The 15,748-nt window shown below is 72.0% G+C and carries 19 protein-coding genes; 12 read left to right on the top strand and 7 right to left on the bottom strand.

The genetic code is table 11. From position 1 onward, the window contains the following. Nucleotides 1-9 precede the first annotated feature (9 nt). From ACIQWR_RS24395 to ACIQWR_RS24415, 5 genes are all read left to right on the top strand, one after another. On the top strand, nucleotides 10-537 hold the full coding sequence (locus ACIQWR_RS24395; RefSeq protein WP_404013172.1) for a heme-degrading domain-containing protein: 528 nt from the start codon (nucleotides 10-12) through the stop codon (nucleotides 535-537). Between the two features lie 277 nt (nucleotides 538-814). Then, a complete protein-coding gene (locus ACIQWR_RS24400) occupies nucleotides 815-1,045 on the top strand; it encodes a hypothetical protein (protein ID WP_404013175.1) in 231 nt (76 codons plus the stop codon). A gap of 667 nt (nucleotides 1,046-1,712) precedes the next feature. Next, nucleotides 1,713-1,988, top strand: a complete 276-nt coding sequence (locus ACIQWR_RS24405; RefSeq protein ID WP_404013177.1) for a hypothetical protein — start codon at nucleotides 1,713-1,715, stop codon at nucleotides 1,986-1,988. After that, a complete protein-coding gene (locus ACIQWR_RS24410) occupies nucleotides 1,906-2,355 on the top strand; it encodes a histidine kinase (RefSeq protein ID WP_404013180.1) in 450 nt (149 codons plus the stop codon). Before ACIQWR_RS24405 ends, ACIQWR_RS24410 begins: the two co-directional genes overlap by 83 nt. Nucleotides 2,356-2,492: 137 nt before the next feature. Beyond that, nucleotides 2,493-3,431 carry a MerR family transcriptional regulator gene (locus ACIQWR_RS24415; protein ID WP_404013183.1) on the top strand — a complete coding sequence of 313 codons (939 nt, stop codon included), beginning with the start codon at nucleotides 2,493-2,495 and terminating at the stop codon, nucleotides 3,429-3,431. 111 nt (nucleotides 3,432-3,542) lie between these two features. On the opposite strand, the gene ACIQWR_RS24420 is transcribed toward ACIQWR_RS24415, so the two are convergent. Next, on the bottom strand, nucleotides 3,543-4,052 hold the full coding sequence (locus tag ACIQWR_RS24420; protein WP_404013186.1) for a MarR family winged helix-turn-helix transcriptional regulator: 510 nt from the start codon (nucleotides 4,050-4,052) through the stop codon (nucleotides 3,543-3,545). A gap of 137 nt (nucleotides 4,053-4,189) precedes the next feature. On the opposite strand from ACIQWR_RS24420, the gene ACIQWR_RS24425 reads away from it, so the two are divergent. Next, entirely contained in the window at nucleotides 4,190-4,600 is a 411-nt protein-coding gene (locus ACIQWR_RS24425) for an organic hydroperoxide resistance protein (protein ID WP_399266477.1), read from the top strand. Nucleotides 4,601-4,680: 80 nt separating this feature from the next. On the opposite strand, the gene ACIQWR_RS24430 is transcribed toward ACIQWR_RS24425, so the two are convergent. The 5 genes from ACIQWR_RS24430 to ACIQWR_RS24450 form a co-directional block, all read right to left on the bottom strand. Continuing rightward, the gene (locus ACIQWR_RS24430) at nucleotides 4,681-4,893 is read right to left on the bottom strand and encodes a ferredoxin (RefSeq protein ID WP_404013188.1); all 213 of its coding nucleotides are present in this window, start codon (nucleotides 4,891-4,893) and stop codon (nucleotides 4,681-4,683) included. After that, a complete protein-coding gene (locus tag ACIQWR_RS24435; RefSeq protein WP_404013191.1) occupies nucleotides 4,890-6,053 on the bottom strand; it encodes a cytochrome P450 in 1,164 nt (387 codons plus the stop codon). The genes ACIQWR_RS24430 and ACIQWR_RS24435 overlap by 4 nt, the downstream gene beginning before the upstream one ends. Nucleotides 6,054-6,115: 62 nt before the next feature. Next, entirely contained in the window at nucleotides 6,116-6,991 is an 876-nt protein-coding gene (locus ACIQWR_RS24440; RefSeq protein ID WP_404013193.1) for a class II glutamine amidotransferase, read from the bottom strand. A gap of 126 nt (nucleotides 6,992-7,117) precedes the next feature. Further along, the gene (locus ACIQWR_RS24445) at nucleotides 7,118-8,512 is read right to left on the bottom strand and encodes a glutamine synthetase (RefSeq protein ID WP_404013196.1); all 1,395 of its coding nucleotides are present in this window, start codon (nucleotides 8,510-8,512) and stop codon (nucleotides 7,118-7,120) included. Beyond that, nucleotides 8,509-9,684, bottom strand: a complete 1,176-nt coding sequence (locus tag ACIQWR_RS24450; protein WP_404013198.1) for a DegT/DnrJ/EryC1/StrS family aminotransferase — start codon at nucleotides 9,682-9,684, stop codon at nucleotides 8,509-8,511. Before ACIQWR_RS24450 ends, ACIQWR_RS24445 begins: the two co-directional genes overlap by 4 nt. Before the next feature lie 479 nt (nucleotides 9,685-10,163). Between ACIQWR_RS24450 and ACIQWR_RS24455 the strand changes: the two genes are divergently transcribed. Next, entirely contained in the window at nucleotides 10,164-10,973 is an 810-nt protein-coding gene (locus tag ACIQWR_RS24455) for a hypothetical protein (protein ID WP_404013201.1), read from the top strand. A 167-nt stretch (nucleotides 10,974-11,140) separates the two neighbouring features. Further along, complete coding sequence (locus ACIQWR_RS24460; protein ID WP_404013203.1) at nucleotides 11,141-11,746, top strand: cadmium resistance transporter; 606 nt, start codon at nucleotides 11,141-11,143, stop codon at nucleotides 11,744-11,746. 87 nt (nucleotides 11,747-11,833) lie between these two features. Here ACIQWR_RS24460 and ACIQWR_RS24465 read toward each other — a convergent pair whose 3' ends face one another. Further along, nucleotides 11,834-12,307 carry a nuclear transport factor 2 family protein gene (locus tag ACIQWR_RS24465; protein WP_404013205.1) on the bottom strand — a complete coding sequence of 158 codons (474 nt, stop codon included), beginning with the start codon at nucleotides 12,305-12,307 and terminating at the stop codon, nucleotides 11,834-11,836. Between the two features lie 221 nt (nucleotides 12,308-12,528). Here ACIQWR_RS24465 and ACIQWR_RS24470 point away from each other — a divergent pair, with 221 nt between their 5' ends. From ACIQWR_RS24470 to ACIQWR_RS24485, 4 genes are all read left to right on the top strand, one after another. Continuing rightward, nucleotides 12,529-13,116 (top strand): RICIN domain-containing protein, encoded by a 588-nt coding sequence (locus tag ACIQWR_RS24470; protein ID WP_404013208.1) that lies wholly within the window; start codon nucleotides 12,529-12,531, stop codon nucleotides 13,114-13,116. Nucleotides 13,117-13,904: 788 nt separating this feature from the next. After that, nucleotides 13,905-14,333, top strand: coding sequence for an STAS domain-containing protein (locus tag ACIQWR_RS24475; protein WP_404013211.1), 429 nt, complete (start codon nucleotides 13,905-13,907; stop codon nucleotides 14,331-14,333). Between the two features lie 78 nt (nucleotides 14,334-14,411). Further along, nucleotides 14,412-14,612, top strand: a complete 201-nt coding sequence (locus tag ACIQWR_RS24480; protein ID WP_404013213.1) for a hypothetical protein — start codon at nucleotides 14,412-14,414, stop codon at nucleotides 14,610-14,612. A gap of 546 nt (nucleotides 14,613-15,158) precedes the next feature. Next, on the top strand, nucleotides 15,159-15,599 hold the full coding sequence (locus ACIQWR_RS24485; protein ID WP_404013216.1) for a hypothetical protein: 441 nt from the start codon (nucleotides 15,159-15,161) through the stop codon (nucleotides 15,597-15,599). Nucleotides 15,600-15,748 lie beyond the last annotated feature (149 nt).

Raw genomic sequence — 15,748 nt, forward strand, 5'->3', positions numbered from 1 at the left:
AGTAGGCGCATGACTGCCCAGGAGACCCCCGTACCCCTGCCCGCGCCCACCCCGGCCGCGCCGGTCGTCCTTCCCGCCGGCGCCGCCGACGTGGCCGCCCTGGAGGCGCAGGAGGCGCGCCTCGTCCTGCCCCGCTTCACCCATGACGACGCCTGGGCGCTCGGCAACCTCCTCGTATCGCTGGCCCGTGACAGGTCGGCGCCCGTGGTGATCGACATCCGGCGCGGCGCGCAGCAGATGTTCCACTGCGCGCTGCCCGGGGCCAGCGCCGACAACGACGCCTGGGCCGACCGCAAGCGCCGTACCGTGGAGCGATTCGGCGTCTCCTCGCTGTTGACCGGTACCCGGTTCCGTTCGCGCGGCCGGAACTTCGACACCGACGCACGGCTCGATCCCGCCGAATACGCCGCGCACGGCGGCTCGTTCCCGATCGCCGTCGAGGGCGCGGGCGTCATCGGGTCCGTGACGGTGTCGGGGCTCCCGCAGCTCGACGATCACGCACTGATCGTGGAGGCCCTGGAGCGGTTCCGGGGCTGACGGTCGACGAGACCCGTCGGGCTCGCGGAGGAGGCGTCGATCGTCCGTGCCATGATCGGCGCATGACCGAACAGGCCTGGCCCCGAGACGGAGTCGCGGTCGCGTCCTTGGCCCGGGCGGCATGGGCAGCGACGTGCCACGCCCTGCCAGTGGGCACCGACCGCGCGGACCACGACTGCCAGGTGCGCATCAAGCTCGTCGGGCGCGGGGGAGGGGCGTGACGTCCGGGCCCCGGCGGAACTGGAGGGACCACCTCGGCCGGCCCACGATAGTGGTGTTGTTCCGCACCCCCCGCCCCCCGCTCCAATGGCGATACGCGGTCTACTTCACCGAGCCCGACGGCTTCGTGGACGGTGCCTTGGCCGAGCAACCGGCCGACAGCTCCCCCGAATCCGCCCAGACCGCGGCGTGCCGCCGGATCGAGGAGATCTTCGGCATGCCCACACCCATGCCCGTGACCTGGACGCCTGCCGACCAGCCGGACTGGTGGACCGGTACCGCCTCGTAGAGCCGAACCGTGGCCCGAGCGGCCTCAGCCGCCGCTCGTCCCGCCAGCGCGTCCCGGCCTCGACCGCTTTCCCTCCTGCCCGTTTCAAGGTCGATCCGGGGTAGAACTCCTGGTGGCCGTCGACGCCCGTACGGTGAGGCTCCAGGATCTGGGAGAGCACGTGCAACCTCTTCGCCCCGCGCACTCGTTACGTGCGGAGAGAGCCTTTCGAGAGCGCCTCGCGGAAGCCGGCGCGCAGCTCCTCGAAGACACCTGGCTGGGCAACGGCGCCCCGCACACGATCCGCTGTCCCGCCGGGCACGTGGTCGCCCCGCGGCCGGCCAACCTCCAACAGGGACAGGGAATCTGCCGTATCTGCGCCCGACGCTGTCGGGAGGCCGCGGGGGCAGCCTTCCGAGAGCGTCTCGCAGCGGCAGGAGCCACCCTGCTGGAAGCGTCCTGGCTCGGGGTCCACACCCCGCACCGCATCAGATGCGCCCAAGGGCACGAATCCCGGCGGCGGCCTTCAGCGGTCCGCCGATCCGGCTGGGTGTGCCGATCGTGTCCCCGCTCGCCGCCTGTCTGACCCCGCTGTCCGCCACCGACGCGCTCGTGCCACCAGGGGGAGCGGGCGCAGGGCATAGGCGCGACCTGCTCGGCGCTGTGGCGGCGTGACCTCCCCCGCACCGTGCTGGCGATCACCACCGGGTGCGGGGCCGCGGTCGGCATCCTCGGCTACCTGCCCACGATCCTGCTGCTGGCCCCGCTCCTGGCCGCCTGCTGCACGATCGCCCAGCGCCTCCCGCCCCGCACCGCGTACCTCTGCGTGGGCCTGAGCGGCGCCGCGGTGATCACCGCGGCCCTGGCGGGCGGGCCGGCGAGTGAACCCCTGGTCCTCAAGACCGCGGCCCCCGCTGCCTGGCTCCTCCTGCCGGCAGCCTCAGCCGGCTCCACCACCCCGTGAGCCGCACGACGTCGTCGCGCACCACCTGGCCCTCGCCAATGCCCAAGCCAAGACGGCCGCCCGCGTGCTGCACGGCAACCCCGCGCAGGCGCAGCAGCTCGTGGACCAGCTCACCGTCACCACGGGGGAGGCGCTGCGCGAGATGAAGGCCACCGTCGGCCCCATGCGCCAGCACGACGACGCGACACCGATGGAGCCGGCACCGGGCCTGGCCCAACTCCCACGCTTGCTGGACGCCTTCGCCACGGGAGGTCTCGGCGTGGCGGTCACGGTCGACGGGGAGGCCCGGCCGCTGCCCCCCGGCACCGACCTCACGGGCTACCCAGGCGGAGGCTTCACGGTCATCGCCGAGCTGCCGGCGCAATGAGCGGGATCCCAGAGCGCCCGCCGGGTGTTGGGCCCGACGGCGAACCCGTTGATCCACCGGGGGTCGTCGGAGATCATGTGCCCGGCGAAGGAGGCGGGGGTTGAGTCTCCCGTAGGGGGAGACGCGAGGGTGTGGCTATGGACGGCGACGCGCTTTACTCGATCGGTGATCTGGCCCGGCGGACCGGGCTGACGGTCAAGACCGTTCGGTTCTACTCCGACTCGGGGATCGTGCCGCCGACCGACCGCAGCCCGGCTGGCTACCGCCTGTACGACATCGACGCCCTCGCACGCCTGGACCTCGTGCGGACGCTGCGAGACCTGGGACTCGACCTTGCCGCGATCCAGCAGGTCCTGGACCGGGAGATCTCGCTGCCCGAGGTCGCCGCGGCACACGCCGAGGCACTGGAGGTGCAGATCCGCACCCTGCGACTGCGGCGTGCGGTGCTGCGAGCGGTGGCCAAGCGCGGCTCCACCCCTGAGGAGATGGACCTGATGCACAAGCTCGCCAAGCTCTCCGATGACGAACGCCGGCGCCTCATCAGGAATTTCATCGACGACACGTTCGGTGGTCTCGACGCGAACCCCGGTCTGGTGGCCATGATGCGCTCGGCCATGCCCGAGCTGCCCGACGACCCCGCGCCGGAACAGGTCGACGCCTGGGTCGAACTGGCCGAACTCGCCCAGGACCCGGACTTCCGCGCGTCGGTGCGCCGCATGGCCGAGTACCAGGCGGCCGAACGCGCCCAAGGCGACACCACGGGCCTGCACCAGGAGCTCACGGACGCCGTCCGCGACCAGGTCGGCCAGGCGCTGGCAGCCGGTGTCGGTCCGGCCTCGCCCCGAGCCACCCCTGTGATCACGGCGCTCACGGCCCGCTACGCGCACGTCTTCGGCCGACCCGACGATCCCGACACGCGGCGTTGGCTGCTGACTCGTCTGGAGACCGCCAACGATCCCCGTGCGGAGCGGTACTGGCAGCTGCTGGCCGTGATCAACGGCTGGCCGGTGCCCGAGAGCCTGGCCCCGGTGTTCGACTGGTTCGTCCAGGCGCTGCGTGCCCGCGTGGAGCGCTAGCGGGAGGCCCGTCCTGACGCGGGATGGCCCGATCATCCAGGTCATGCCGCGTTGGCCCGGCGCCCGACCAAGGTCTTCGCCGTCACCCGGCCCATCGGACCGCCTCCGGGTTCACCGCTCGTGGGCGTCGCCGCCGTCCTTGGCGCTCTCGTCGGCGGTGGCGGTGTCGAGGGCTTCCGTGAGGCGGCTGAGCCGCGTCTGGAGATCACGGATCTCCTCCAGCTCGAATCCCGTCGCCCGTGCGATCCGGCGGGGCACCTCCACCGCGCGGGCCCGCAGTGCGGCGCCCTCCGCGGTGAGGACGGCGTGCACCGAGCGCTCGTCCTCGGTGCTGCGCTCGCGGCGGATCAGGCCGGCCGCTTCGAGGCGCTTGAGCAGCGGGGACAGGGTGCCCGAGTCGAGGCGCAGGTGCTGCCCGAGCTGTTTCACCGGCATCTCGCCGCGCTCCCAGAGCACCAGCATCACCAGGTACTGCGGGTAGGTCAGGCCCAGGTCCTTGAGGACGATCCGGTACAGCCCGCCGAAGGCGCGGCTCGCGGCGTTGAGCGCGAAGCAGATCTGCCCGTCCAGGCGGAGGAAGTCCTGGTCGGGGAGGGGGTCGCGCTGCTGCTGCTCGGTCATGGGACCCAGTGTACCCCGAGATGGTTGTCAGCGATTGAGTTGTGCACAGCTTAGTTGCGCTCAATCGAACTGTGTGCTTCATTGGTGGAGCGACCGGACCCCGGCCGCAACGGTTCACCCCTCCGAGAGGAACCCCGATGGACGCGCTGTACACCGCTGTCGCCACCGCCAACGGCCGCGAAGGCCGCGCCGTCAGCTCCGACGGCCAGATCGACCTGGCGCTCGCCATGCCTCCGGCGCTGGGCGGGAACGGTCAGGGCACCAACCCCGAGCAGCTCTTCGCCGCCGGTTACGCCGCCTGCTTCGCCAGCGCGCTCGGCCTGGTCGGCCGCCAGGCCAAGGTCGACACCAGTGACGTGTCGGTCACCGCGGAGACCTCCATCGGCCAGGACGCCACGGGCTTCGCCCTCGCCGTGACCCTGCGCATCGAGCTGCCGGAGGCCCTGGCGGGCGAGACGGGCGCCCTGCTCGTCAAGCAGGCCCACGAGGTCTGCCCCTACTCGAAGGCAACCCGCGGCAACATCCCCGTGGAACTCGTGATCGAATAACCCGCCCCGGGGGTACCCCGTATCTCGGGGTACCCCCGTACCTTCCGGTACCGCTGCCGGCGGTTTCGGAACCCGGCTTCTCACTCCTCCGCCACCACCTGGAAGGCCCGCTCGGGGCAGTTCGCCGCCGCCTGCCGGAGAGCGTCGGTCATCTCGGCACGGCAGCTCTTCTCCTCGGGGACGTAGGCGTAGCCCTCGTCGTCGAAGTCGACGGTGTCCGGGAGGAAGGCGAGACAGCGCGCGTGCCCCTGGCAGCGCCGGGAGTCGATCCGGATCCGGTAGATCGCGCTCACCGTCCGATCCGAAGGGTGAGCGGCCCCAGACCGTGCCAGGGCTCGGCCGGGTCGGTGCGGGAGAATTCCGGCACGGCGGCGAGGAACTCCTGCAGGGCGACGACCAGTTCCCGCCGCCCGAGGTTGGAAGCGGCGCACCGGTGGATGCCGACGCCGAAGGCGAGGTGCCGGTTGTCCCGGCGGTCCAGGACGATGTCGTCGGGGTCGTCGTAGGCCTCCGGGTCACGGTTGCCGGCGCCGAAGACGAGCGCGACCCGGTCACCGGCTTTGATCTTCCGGCCGGCCACCTCGGTGTCCCGCAGGCAGGTGCGCGCCATCGCCTGTACGGGAGACAAGGTGCGCAGGAACTCCTCCGCCGCCGCCGGTGTCTCATCGGGGTGCTCCCGCAGCCGGGCCTGGGCCTCCGGGTGCTGCGCGAGGTACCACAGGCTGGACCGAACGGCCCAGGCCGTGGTGTCCAGGCCGGCGAGGAACAGCAGGTAGCAGAGGGACAGCAGCTCGTCGTGCGTCAGCTTGCGGCCGTCGATCTCGGCGACCGAGAGGTGATGGATCAGATCGTCCCCGCCCGGCGCGTCACGACGGGAGCCGAGCAACGCGTCGAAGTACTCCATCACTTCGTGACCCGCGGCGCGGGCGCGCCGCGGGTCGGCCGAGCGCGAGTAGACGATGTCGTCGATCCATCGGTCGAACAGGGGCCAGTCCTGCTCGGGGAACCCGGCCAGACGGCTGAAGACGGTCGTCGACAGCGGCCTGGCGAACTCGCGCGAGACGTCCGCCACCTCCTGCTCGGCGACCTTCGCCGCAAGGTGCCGTGCGCTTCGGCGCATGTCCTCGTCCAGGCGCGCGACCGCCTTCGGCGTGAACAGGGGCAGGAGGATCCTGCGGTAGCCGGCGTGATCCGGCGGATCGATGTCGACCGGGATCAGCGGCACGTCGGTGCCGAACGCGGGGAGCAGCATCGACGGTGCGACGGAGAAGGTCAGCGGGTCGTGCTCGGCGGCGAAGATGTCCTTGGCCCGTGTGAGGAACCAGAACCCCCCGTGCCGGTCACTGCGTCCTACGGGGCACTGTTCGCGCAGCTCCCTGTAGGTGTCGAAGACGGTGTCCAGCGCGGGGCCGTGGAAGTCGAAGTCCTGCTCGGCGGTGCGGTGTCGTGGCACGGGACGGTCCTTCCGGTGGTCAGCGGGCGGCGGCGGCCTGTACCAGGCCGCCGCCGCGCCTGTCAGAGGTCCTCGTCGCTGAAGTCGGCGTCGACCTCGACACCTCGCAGGTCGTCCAGGGTGAGGTGGTGGGCGGGCGGGTCGAAGGGGTACTGGGAGACGGCCTTGCCATCGGCGATGATCAGCAGTTCCCCGGGATCGAGCAGGCGCCAGTCGGGGTCGGCGTCCAGCCGCTCGCTCGCGACGACCCACGCGGGGACCTCCTCTTCCCCGTCGGCGACCCAGCTGTCATCCGCGCGGTGGTAGAGCGGGCGGGCGCCCCGTCGGCGGCTGCCGAAGCCCCCGCCGTCGGGGCCCAGCACCCAGAGCTCGCAGTTGTCCGGGTAGCGCAGCGCCCACAGGCGGCGCGGCTCGGCGACCACGAGGTTGAGCGAGAAGACCGGAATCTCGGCTCCCATCCGCCGTACCGCCGAGATGATGCCCTCGGTGGTGTCGCCCAGCCGCCGGATCTCCGCGGCGATGAAGGCGAACGCCGTCTCGGAGTCGGTCGTGCCCTCGACCTGTGCGCGGTCCACGTCCGTCAGCCAGGAGTTGATGGTGTCCACACCGCGGATGCACCCGTTGTGTGCGAACAGCCGGTCTTGGATGTCGAACGGGTGGCAGTTGTGTACGTCCACCTCGCCGGTCGTGCCGTAGCGGACATGGCTGACGAGGGTGTGCGACACGATGTGGTCGGCGGCGTCGGAGAAGTCCTCGTTCTCGAAAGCGCCGATCGGGGAACGGTCCCGGACGGGTTCGTCACCGAGCGAGAACCAGCCGAACCCGGTCCCGTCCGGCTGCTTCCGGCTCTGCTCGCGGAAGCTGGACAGCGAGTCGAGCAGCCAGTGGGACGCCTGGACGCGCGGGCCGCAGGTGGTCAGGGCGAAGAGTCTGCACATGAGATGTCCTCCTTGAGCGGAACAGCGGAACAGCGGAACAGTGGAGTGGGGGAGCGAGGGACGGAGCGGTGGGTGGGGGCTTTCCGGGGTGCCGGGGTACCGGGACGCCGGGGTGCCGCCGGCCGATCAGTAGCGGTCGCGGACGGCAGCCACGACGGCGTCCGGGTCGGCGTCCTCGAAGAGTTCGACCTCCGCCCGGCGAACGGCCGCGATCGCCTCGAACAACGGGTCGCCCATGGCCTCGCGGAGCACGGCCGAGTCCTGGAAGTGCTTCACGGACTCCTGGAGCGACTGCGGCAGCCGCGGCTGACCGTCGCCGAGCGCGGGATCGCCCGACACCGGGGCCGGCAGCTCCAGACCGGCGCGGATCCCGGCCAGCCCGGCGGCGATCACCGCGCCGGTCACCAGATAGGGATTGGCCGCCTGGTCGAAGCACTTGAGCTCGGCGTTCGCACCGTGGGGCTCGTTCGGCGGACCGGGGATGAAGCGCAGCGCCGCCTCCCGGTTCTCCACCCCCCAACACTGGAACGCCCCGGCCCAGCGGCCCGGCTGCAGCCGGAGGTAGCTGGCCACCGATGGTGCTCCGACGGCCATCAGCGCGGGCAGCTCGCGCAGTACGCCGGCCAGGAAGGCGGAGCTCTGCCCGGTCATCCCGGCGCAGGCGTCACCGCCCTGGCACAGGTTCCGGCCCCGCTCCCACAGACTGAGGTGGAGGTGGCCGCCGTTTCCGACCCCGCCGGCCGCGACCACCGGGGCGAAGACGGGAGTGAGCCCGCCCCGCCGGGAGACCCCGCGAACGGTCTCGCGCACCAGCACGGACAGATCGGCGGCGCCGATCGGGTCGCTCGGGGCGACGGACACCTCGAACTGGCCGGGCGCGTACTCCGGATGGAGCTGCAGCACCTCCACGTCCTGTGCGGCGAAGGCCGCGAGCAGCTCGGCCAGATATCCCGACAGGTCGACCAGCCGGCTCATCCCGTAGGCGGGTCCCCGGGTCGCGTACGCCGGCTCCGGGCCGGCCGGTTGACCGTCGCGCAGCGCCACCCACTCCGTCTCGAACCCCATCCGCAGCTCCAGGCCCGCCGCTGCCGCCCGCTCCGTCATCCGGCGGGTGAACCGGCGCTGGCAGGCGGGGTGCGGCCCGCCCTGCTGGTCGTACCGGTCCGCCGGGGCCCAGGCCCAGCCCGGTTGTGCGGCCAGCACGGTCAGCCGGTCCAGGTCGGGGAAGAGCCGGAGGTCTCCGTCGGGTCCGCCGATGTGCGCGCTGGTGGTGATCGAGTCGTCCAGCAGGAACACGTCGAAGACGGGGGACATCCCGACGCCCCGCTCTGCGGCCTGCCCGAGGCGACCGGCGGGCACTGCCTTGACCCGGGTGATGCCGCTGTTGTCGACGAAGGTCAGCGCGACACCGCGGACGTCCTGAGCCGTGAGCCGGGCGGCCTCGCGGCGGGCCCTGCTGGCGTCCCGCGGCACGGTCGTCCGCGTCACCGCGGAGCTTTCTTCCCTGGCGTTCGTGGTCATCGCGCCTTCCTCCCCTTCGCTCCCGTCGCGAAGTCCCCTACCGCCAGCGCGACTTCCTCCACCTCGGCGTCACTGAGTTCCGCATAGGCCGGCAGGCACAGGCGGCGACCGGCGCCCGCCGACCGGCTGGTGACCCTGCTGCGGTACTCGATGTGCCGGAAGGCGGGCTGGTCCGGGAGCAGATAGGGGTACACCTGCTCGGTCTCGATGCCGCGACCCGCCAGAAAGGCGCCGAGCCCGACCGGGTCCGGGCAGTCCACCGCGAACTTGTAGTAGGCGTGCCGGTGCCCGGGCAGCACCTGTGGCGGCCCCACGGGCAGGTCGGCGAAGGCCTCGGAGTAGTGCGAGGCGATGGCGGAGCGGCGGGCCAGCCAGGCGGGTTGGCGCTCCAGCTCCAGGGCGATCAGGCCGGCGTCGAGCTCCCCGAGCCGGGCCCGGGCGCCCCGGTCACGGTGGACGTGCCGCTGCCCCCGTTCGCGTCCCATGTCGGTGAGCCGGCGCAACCGGGCGGCGCGCTCGGCGGAGTCGGTGACGACGGCGCCGCCGTCGGCGAGGCCGCCGACGCACTTGCCGACCCAGAACGAGAAACAGCCGAAGTCGCCCCAGGTGCCGGCCGCTCGACCGTCGAGCGCCGCACCGGCGGCCTGGGCGCAGTCCTCCACGACGGCCAGGCCGTGTTCCCGGCCGACGGCCAGGATCTCGGGCATGTCGGCCATGTGGCCGTGCAGATGGACGGCGATCACGGCCCGGGTCCGAGGGGTGATGGCAGCGCGCAGCGCCTGTGGGCACAGGGTGAGCGACGGTTCGGCCACGTCCACGATCACGGGTACGGCACCGGTCTCGCAGACCGCGAACGCCGTGGCGGCGAACGTGGCGGCAGGCAGCACGACTTCGTCCCCCGGCCGCACCCCGGCCACGCGCAGGGCGAGCGTCAACGCCTGCGTGCAGGAGGTGGTGGCCACGGCCGCCCCGCCCCAGTGCGCGGCGATCCGCTGCTCCAGGCGCGCGGTCTGCGGTCCGAAGTGGAATGTCCCGGCGTCGATCACCTCGTCGGCTATGCGATGCACTTCCCGCCGGAGGGCGCGTACCCGGCGAGCATGGCCCTCGGCGGGGATGCTCCAGTTCCGGGACGGCACCGGGGGTACGGCAAGGGTGGGTTGAAGGAGCGTCATTGATGACTCCTCATGGCGTCGGTTCGTTGCCGACAGGTCGGATTCCCCGAGCAAACACGGGCCGCGGCTACGTTCTTCGTCGGCCTCCGCCAGCATCAACTGGCTTGCAAGCATGCGCAACCGGGAGGATTCGACCGACCTGACGATCGACTGTCCTGGGTGGTGGCGTGCCCCGGCGATGTCCGGCCCGTCCGGCCGGACGGCCACTCGCGGGCACGGCGCGTTCGGGTGAACCTGGCGGGCTCGGCGCTCCGTTCCACGCTCGCGGACAGGAGAAGGGCGGGAGCGAGGCCGTCAACAGCCGTACGGCTCCCGCCATCAGGCCGCGGCGACGATGAACGGCGAACGTGGCGAGGCGTGATGGGAGCTCCCGAGTGGCCCGATCACCGGACCGCGTCCACGATGAACGGGAAGCACGGCCAGGGCTCGTGCCCGCCCGAGGGCGGGCCGTTCCGCAACTCGTCTCCAGGAGGCCGCTCGTGGCGCTGTGGCTGCTCAACCACCTGAGCACGTGCGCGCTGACGCTGCTCACGGTCGGTGGGATCGTGCTCGTCGCCGTGGCGGGCAGCGCGCTCGCCCGCCGCCGCTCTCCCCGCCTGGCCGAGGGCGAGCACAACGAAATGGTCGGCGTCGTACTGGGCATGTTCGGCGCGATCTACGGGATCATCCTCGCCTTCGTCGTCGTCACCCTGTGGACCCAGCTGGACCACACCCGGACCGTGGTCGCGCAGGAAGCCACCGACATCTCCCTGGTCGTCCGCGACACCCGGTCCTTCCCGCCCGTGGCACGGGCGCGGATCGACAGGGCGGTGAGCGACTACGTACACGCCGTGGTCGAGGTGCAGTGGCCGGAGATGCGAGCCGGCCGGCTGAGTTTCGAGGCCACTTCCCAGCAGGTCGGAGGGATGTACGACGCACTGCAGGCCTACGATCCGAAGACGGCGCGCGACGAGGCCTTCTACGAGGAAGCCGTCACGCGGCTCAACGACGCGACCGCCATGCGGCGGGAGCGGACCAACATCGCCACGATGGAGCTGCCGGTCCTGCTCCAGGTCCTGGTCCACGGGGGTGCGCTGGTCATCATCCTGCTGACCTCCCTCTACGGCCTGCGCAGCCTGAAGATGCAATTCCTCTTCGTGGCGAGCGTCGCCGGACTGATCGGCTTCAGCCTGCTCCTGGTCCTGGTCCTCGACCGGCCCTTCGCAGGCGATCTCACCGTGAGTCCCGAGCCGTTCATGGAGTCCTCCTTGTCCCCGTTCTGGTCGCAGCACGGGGCCGGCCCACCATGACGCCGCGGTCACCCGCCCCCGAGCCCGGAGGCGCGGCGGAGGCCGAGCGGATCAGCGGGACACCCACGCGGCGGGGGACCGGCCCCGGCCCGAACCGTTGGTGATCGACGGCCGGGACTCCCAGGTAGCTTCAGCGGGTCACCCGTACCGAAGGAGAGGAACCACACGTGGACCTGGGCATCATCGGGCAGGCCGCTGGGCTGTTCGCCGTCACGAACATCGACGACATCCTGATCCTGGCACTGTTCTTCGCCCAGGGAGCCGACCGCCCGGGATCCGTCCGGCGCATCGTCCTCGGGCAGTACCTGGGCTTCGCGGCGATCCTCGCCGTGGCCGTGGCCGCCGCGTTCGGCGCCACCTTCCTCCCCGCGTCGGCCATCCCCTACCTCGGCCTCTTGCCTCTCGCGCTCGGCCTCAAAGCCGCCTGGCAGGCGTGGAAGGCCCACCGTGGCGGCGACGAGGATGCGGGAGAGGAGCAGGCGAAGGAGGGCGGCCCCAGCCCGCTGGAGGTCGCCGCGGTCACCTTCGCCAACGGCGGCGACAACATCGGCGTCTACGTTCCGGTGTTCGCCACCGCCGGCGTCACGGGGATGACCGTGTACGCCGCGGTGTTCCTGGTCCTCGTCGTGGTGTGGTGCTTCGCCGGCCGGTTCTTCGCCACCCGCCCTGTCGTCGCCAAGGCCCTGGCCCGCTGGGGCCACGTCCTGCTGCCGCTGGTCCTCGTCACCATCGGACTGCTCATCCTCATCGAAGGCGGCGCCTTCGGCCTGTGACACCGCTGGCCGTTCGCATTCCGACGGCATCCGGACGGCTCCCGATCTTCTTCCGATCTGCCGCACAAAGGCTGTCCGTCGTCGAGGTCATGACCGGCCGGGCCCGGCCAGGCGTTCCGTGGGACCGGCGAAGGAGAGGAAGAGGGTCCGCGTGGTGAGCAGCCAGGTGTCGTCCACCTTGCGGAACGTGTCTTCGTAGTGCCCCACTTGGACCGGCGGCCGCGGCGGTACGAGGCCCTCTCGGTAGCCGTCGACACGGTACGTGGTGAAGTAGGTGGTGGCGCGGGCGGTTTCCGCGGAGGTCACGGTGACCAGGATGTTGGTGCACACGCGGCGCGACAGCCGGTCTGCGGGCCGGTCGCCGAAGTAGCTGCGCAGGGCCTCGTGCCCCGCGATGCGGCGGTCCCCGGCGGGCCATTCCCACGTGCCGGCCCGCGTGAACAGATCCGCCACCGACCCCGGGTCCCCGAGGTCGAGTCGGTGGACGAACTCGATGACCAGCCGCTCACAAGCCCGTTCCGCGAGCAGGCGTGCCATCGGGTCAAGAGCTTCGGCATTCATGATGAACTCATATCAGGTCACCCCCCGGCCGCGTGAGCCGCACCCGAGCCGGGCCCCGGTTCCGGGCTCATGGTCCGCGCGCCGAAGGGGTCGCGCCGCTCGGGCGGGCGTGCCGCGCGGCCTCGCCCGGAGCCGCCCCCCTGAATGGGCGGGTACCGGGCGTCCGGCCGGTCTCGTTAGCTTCGTCGGGTCAAGGACGTACTCGGAACAGGAGAGAACGCGTGACCCGACAGTCGAACCGCACCGGCCGGCACGCCCTCGCGGCCGCCCTGATGGCGCTGCTGGCCCTGCTACTGCCGACGTCTCCGGCGCAGGCGGCGGAGAACCCCGGAATCACCTACACGACGAACTTCCACAACGCGGCGATCTACGAGCTACGGGCCGCCGTCAGCTGGAAGTGCCTGGACATCCGCGGCGGCGGGGCGCCCCAGGAGGGCGCGGTCATCCAGACCTTCGACTGCAAGAACGCGCTCCACCAGCGTTTCACCTTCCAACGCGCGGGCGGCGGCACCTTCACCGTCGGCGCCTTCGGAACCTACTGCCTGGGCACCCAGGGCGGCACCGCGCCCGGCACCCCGCTGGTCCTGAGCAACGGCTGGGGCTGCGCCGCCTTCACCTGGAACTACCGCGGTACGGAGGCCTATCCGAACCGCTGGGAGCTCGTCGAGGCGAGCACCGGCCAGTGCATTCGCGACACCGGCCGGCGCTCTCCCGTGGTCCTGGGCGCGTGCGGGAGCACCACCACTCCCTGGCCCGAGGTCTGGGCGCCGCTCTACGACCGCCAGTTCGACTACGACCAGCTGGGCTGAGGCCCGGCGCCCACCACGGCCCGTCCACCCGACGGGCCGTGGTGGTCCGCTAGCGCGTGTCTCCGTGACGGTCGTGGGTCGAGGCCGGTGCGGGCTGCTCCGCTAGGGCGTCCCGTGCCGCTGCGACCCTGCAGGCCGCGCGCACGAAGGCGGCTACGGCGGGGGAGCGCGCGTCCTGCGGCCAGGCGACGGCCAGGACGGAGTCGGGAACGTCGGTGACCGGACGGTAGGCGATCTCGGGACGCGGGTAGCGCTGGGCCACCGAGACGGGGCGAAGAGGACGATGCTGCCGGTCTCGACGAGACTGAAGATCGCCGACAGGTTCGAGGCCGGCCGCGGCGCGTCGCGTCGCGTCGAGCGCGGTCTTCGACGGACCGCCCCCTGCCGACCGTCGCCACCCGGGACGTCGCGCGAGCCGCTGCCACCCTCCTCCTCGACCCCTCCCGGACCGGCCGGGCCCGGACATCCTCAAGCCCGCCCTCACGGCCTGACGGCCCCTCACCAGGAGCTACTCCGCAGCTGCTTGAGGGCCGTCGAGTGGGCTCGTCGAGGCACCCGCTCATGCCGCGCCCCGTCGCCCACGGCTGAGGCTTCGTGGTGGCGATCGGCGTGTGCGGCGGTTTCGGGGGTAGGTTCGAGGCAGCCGTTGGTGACACCCGTGCTGTCGCGTCATCTTTTTGGTGGCGCTTTTGGTCCGGACCTCCTCAATCGTGTGACCGCCGTAGTGGTCGCGCACTTTCTTCCCGTTTCGCGGAAGGGGAGGGCTCCGACCGAGAAGGACGGCAGCCGTGCAGCAGCGCGCCCGATACCCCCATCACGTTTCGATCGGCCCCCCGCGTCCGGCTACGCCGCCGTGCCCGGGCGTTCCCGTCGCGGACATCGAGTGCGTCAGCGAACCCGATCGCACGGTCGTGATCCGGATGTCCGGCCAGTTCGACATGGAGACCATCCACGTCATCAACGACGCCCTGGCCGCGTTCGCGACGTACCGCACCATCCTGGACGTCAGCGGCACCGCCTTCGCCGACAGCTCCTTCCTCAACGCCCTGCTGGCGGCCCGCACCCGCCACCAGCTGATCCTGGCCGGCCCCGTACCCGATCAGCTGCACCGGTTGCTGGAGGTGACTGGCGCGCTCACCTTGTTCCGGTGCACTCCCGATGTGGCGGCGGCGCACGGGATCGACCCATCCGAGGCAACCACGGCGTGGTCCGCCTGAGCCCGGCCGGCGCGGCGCCCACGGCGCCCCTGGGTTCGGCGAACCGTGATGTTCCGTCCCCGCGAGGACCGAGGCCCCATGAACGCAGAACCAGCGCCAACCCCTGCCGCCGACACCAGCTCGGGCGAGCTCCCTGAGGCCGTTGCTGCTCTGCACGGTGATGTCGGCTGGGAGAGCGCGATGGGGATCCTGATGGCATGGGTGCCCCGCACCGCCGCCGAAGAACGAGTGGCCCTGCACCGGCTCGGCCCAGCGACGAACCCCACGCCCACCTCGTAGCGCCCGCCCGCCGGCGCCCCTGGTGCCGGCGTCCGTCCGTTCGAGGGACGGCGGGGTCTCGTGGGCGGCGCCGGTCGGGCCGCACCGGCGGGTGGCGCTCATGCTGGGGTGGGAGCGAGAGGCGGAGTGGAGGGGGCCATCCCGAGTGGCCCGCACCCCCGCCCCTCGCCTCGCTCTCTCCGGCGCTCCTGGTCCACTCCCGCACCTCAAGGGCAGTATCCGGGCGGCAGCGGATGCAGCCGGGAACAATCCGTCCTGGTTGACCGTTCATCTATCTGTGGGGGCGGGTAGGGCTGATGTCCCCGGGCCCAACCATCCGCCTGCGTGGAAGATCGTTCGGCTGAAGCCGCGCAGCGCTTTCCGCCGTGAGGCGACCACCCGCCCGCCCCCACCCTCGAACGCCCGCGGCCGGCCACCCCCCCGGCTGGCCCGGGCGCCCGCCCCGATCGGCCACCCCCCCCGGCCGGTCGGGGCCCCTCCCACCGACCCCGGCCCGCACCCCGGCCCGCACCCGGCCGGGTTGGTGGGCGGGCTTTCAAGCCGTCGGTGACCAGGGAGTACGAAGACCTCGGCTTCACCGGCTTCGACTTGACCGTCACCCGTTCTCGGGGAACCTTCGTCCTGATCCGGTTCGTGGTCGCGGTCGTTCGGTTCCTTCCCGCCAGCGACAAGGCGGGTGGCAGCGAGCAGGCCATCCACAACGGCGTTCAGCCCCCGGCCGTCGGCGGCTGGCAGTCCAAGGGCGTCATCCACCTCGGCGGCGGCTGGACCGCCAGCGTCGACGTCGACCCCTCCGCGCGTACCGCCCGCGCCGACATCGCCGGCCACGGCCACATCATGAACAACCTTCAGGCGTACGGGAAGAACACGAGCATCACGATCGACGGCCGCACCTTCACCCTCACCCCCGCCGGCACGATCTCGAAGGCCGCGGGCTCCGGCCCGGACACCACCGTCCCCGCCCCGAGCGGCACCCCGGCCGGCTGACGCCGCCACACCGCCCGTAGCCGCCGCTGGTACCGGATCCGCCGCATCGGGCGTGGCCGGGCCGCGCGGCGGCCAACGGCGCGGCGGTACGCACGATGCGTGCTGGGCGCTGCGCCGGATCTCAGGGTGACGGCCCACGGCGCGAGGGC

The sequence above is a fragment of the Streptomyces sp. NPDC098789 genome (assembly GCF_044759975.1).
Classification (GTDB): Bacteria; Actinomycetota; Actinomycetes; order Streptomycetales; family Streptomycetaceae; genus Streptomyces.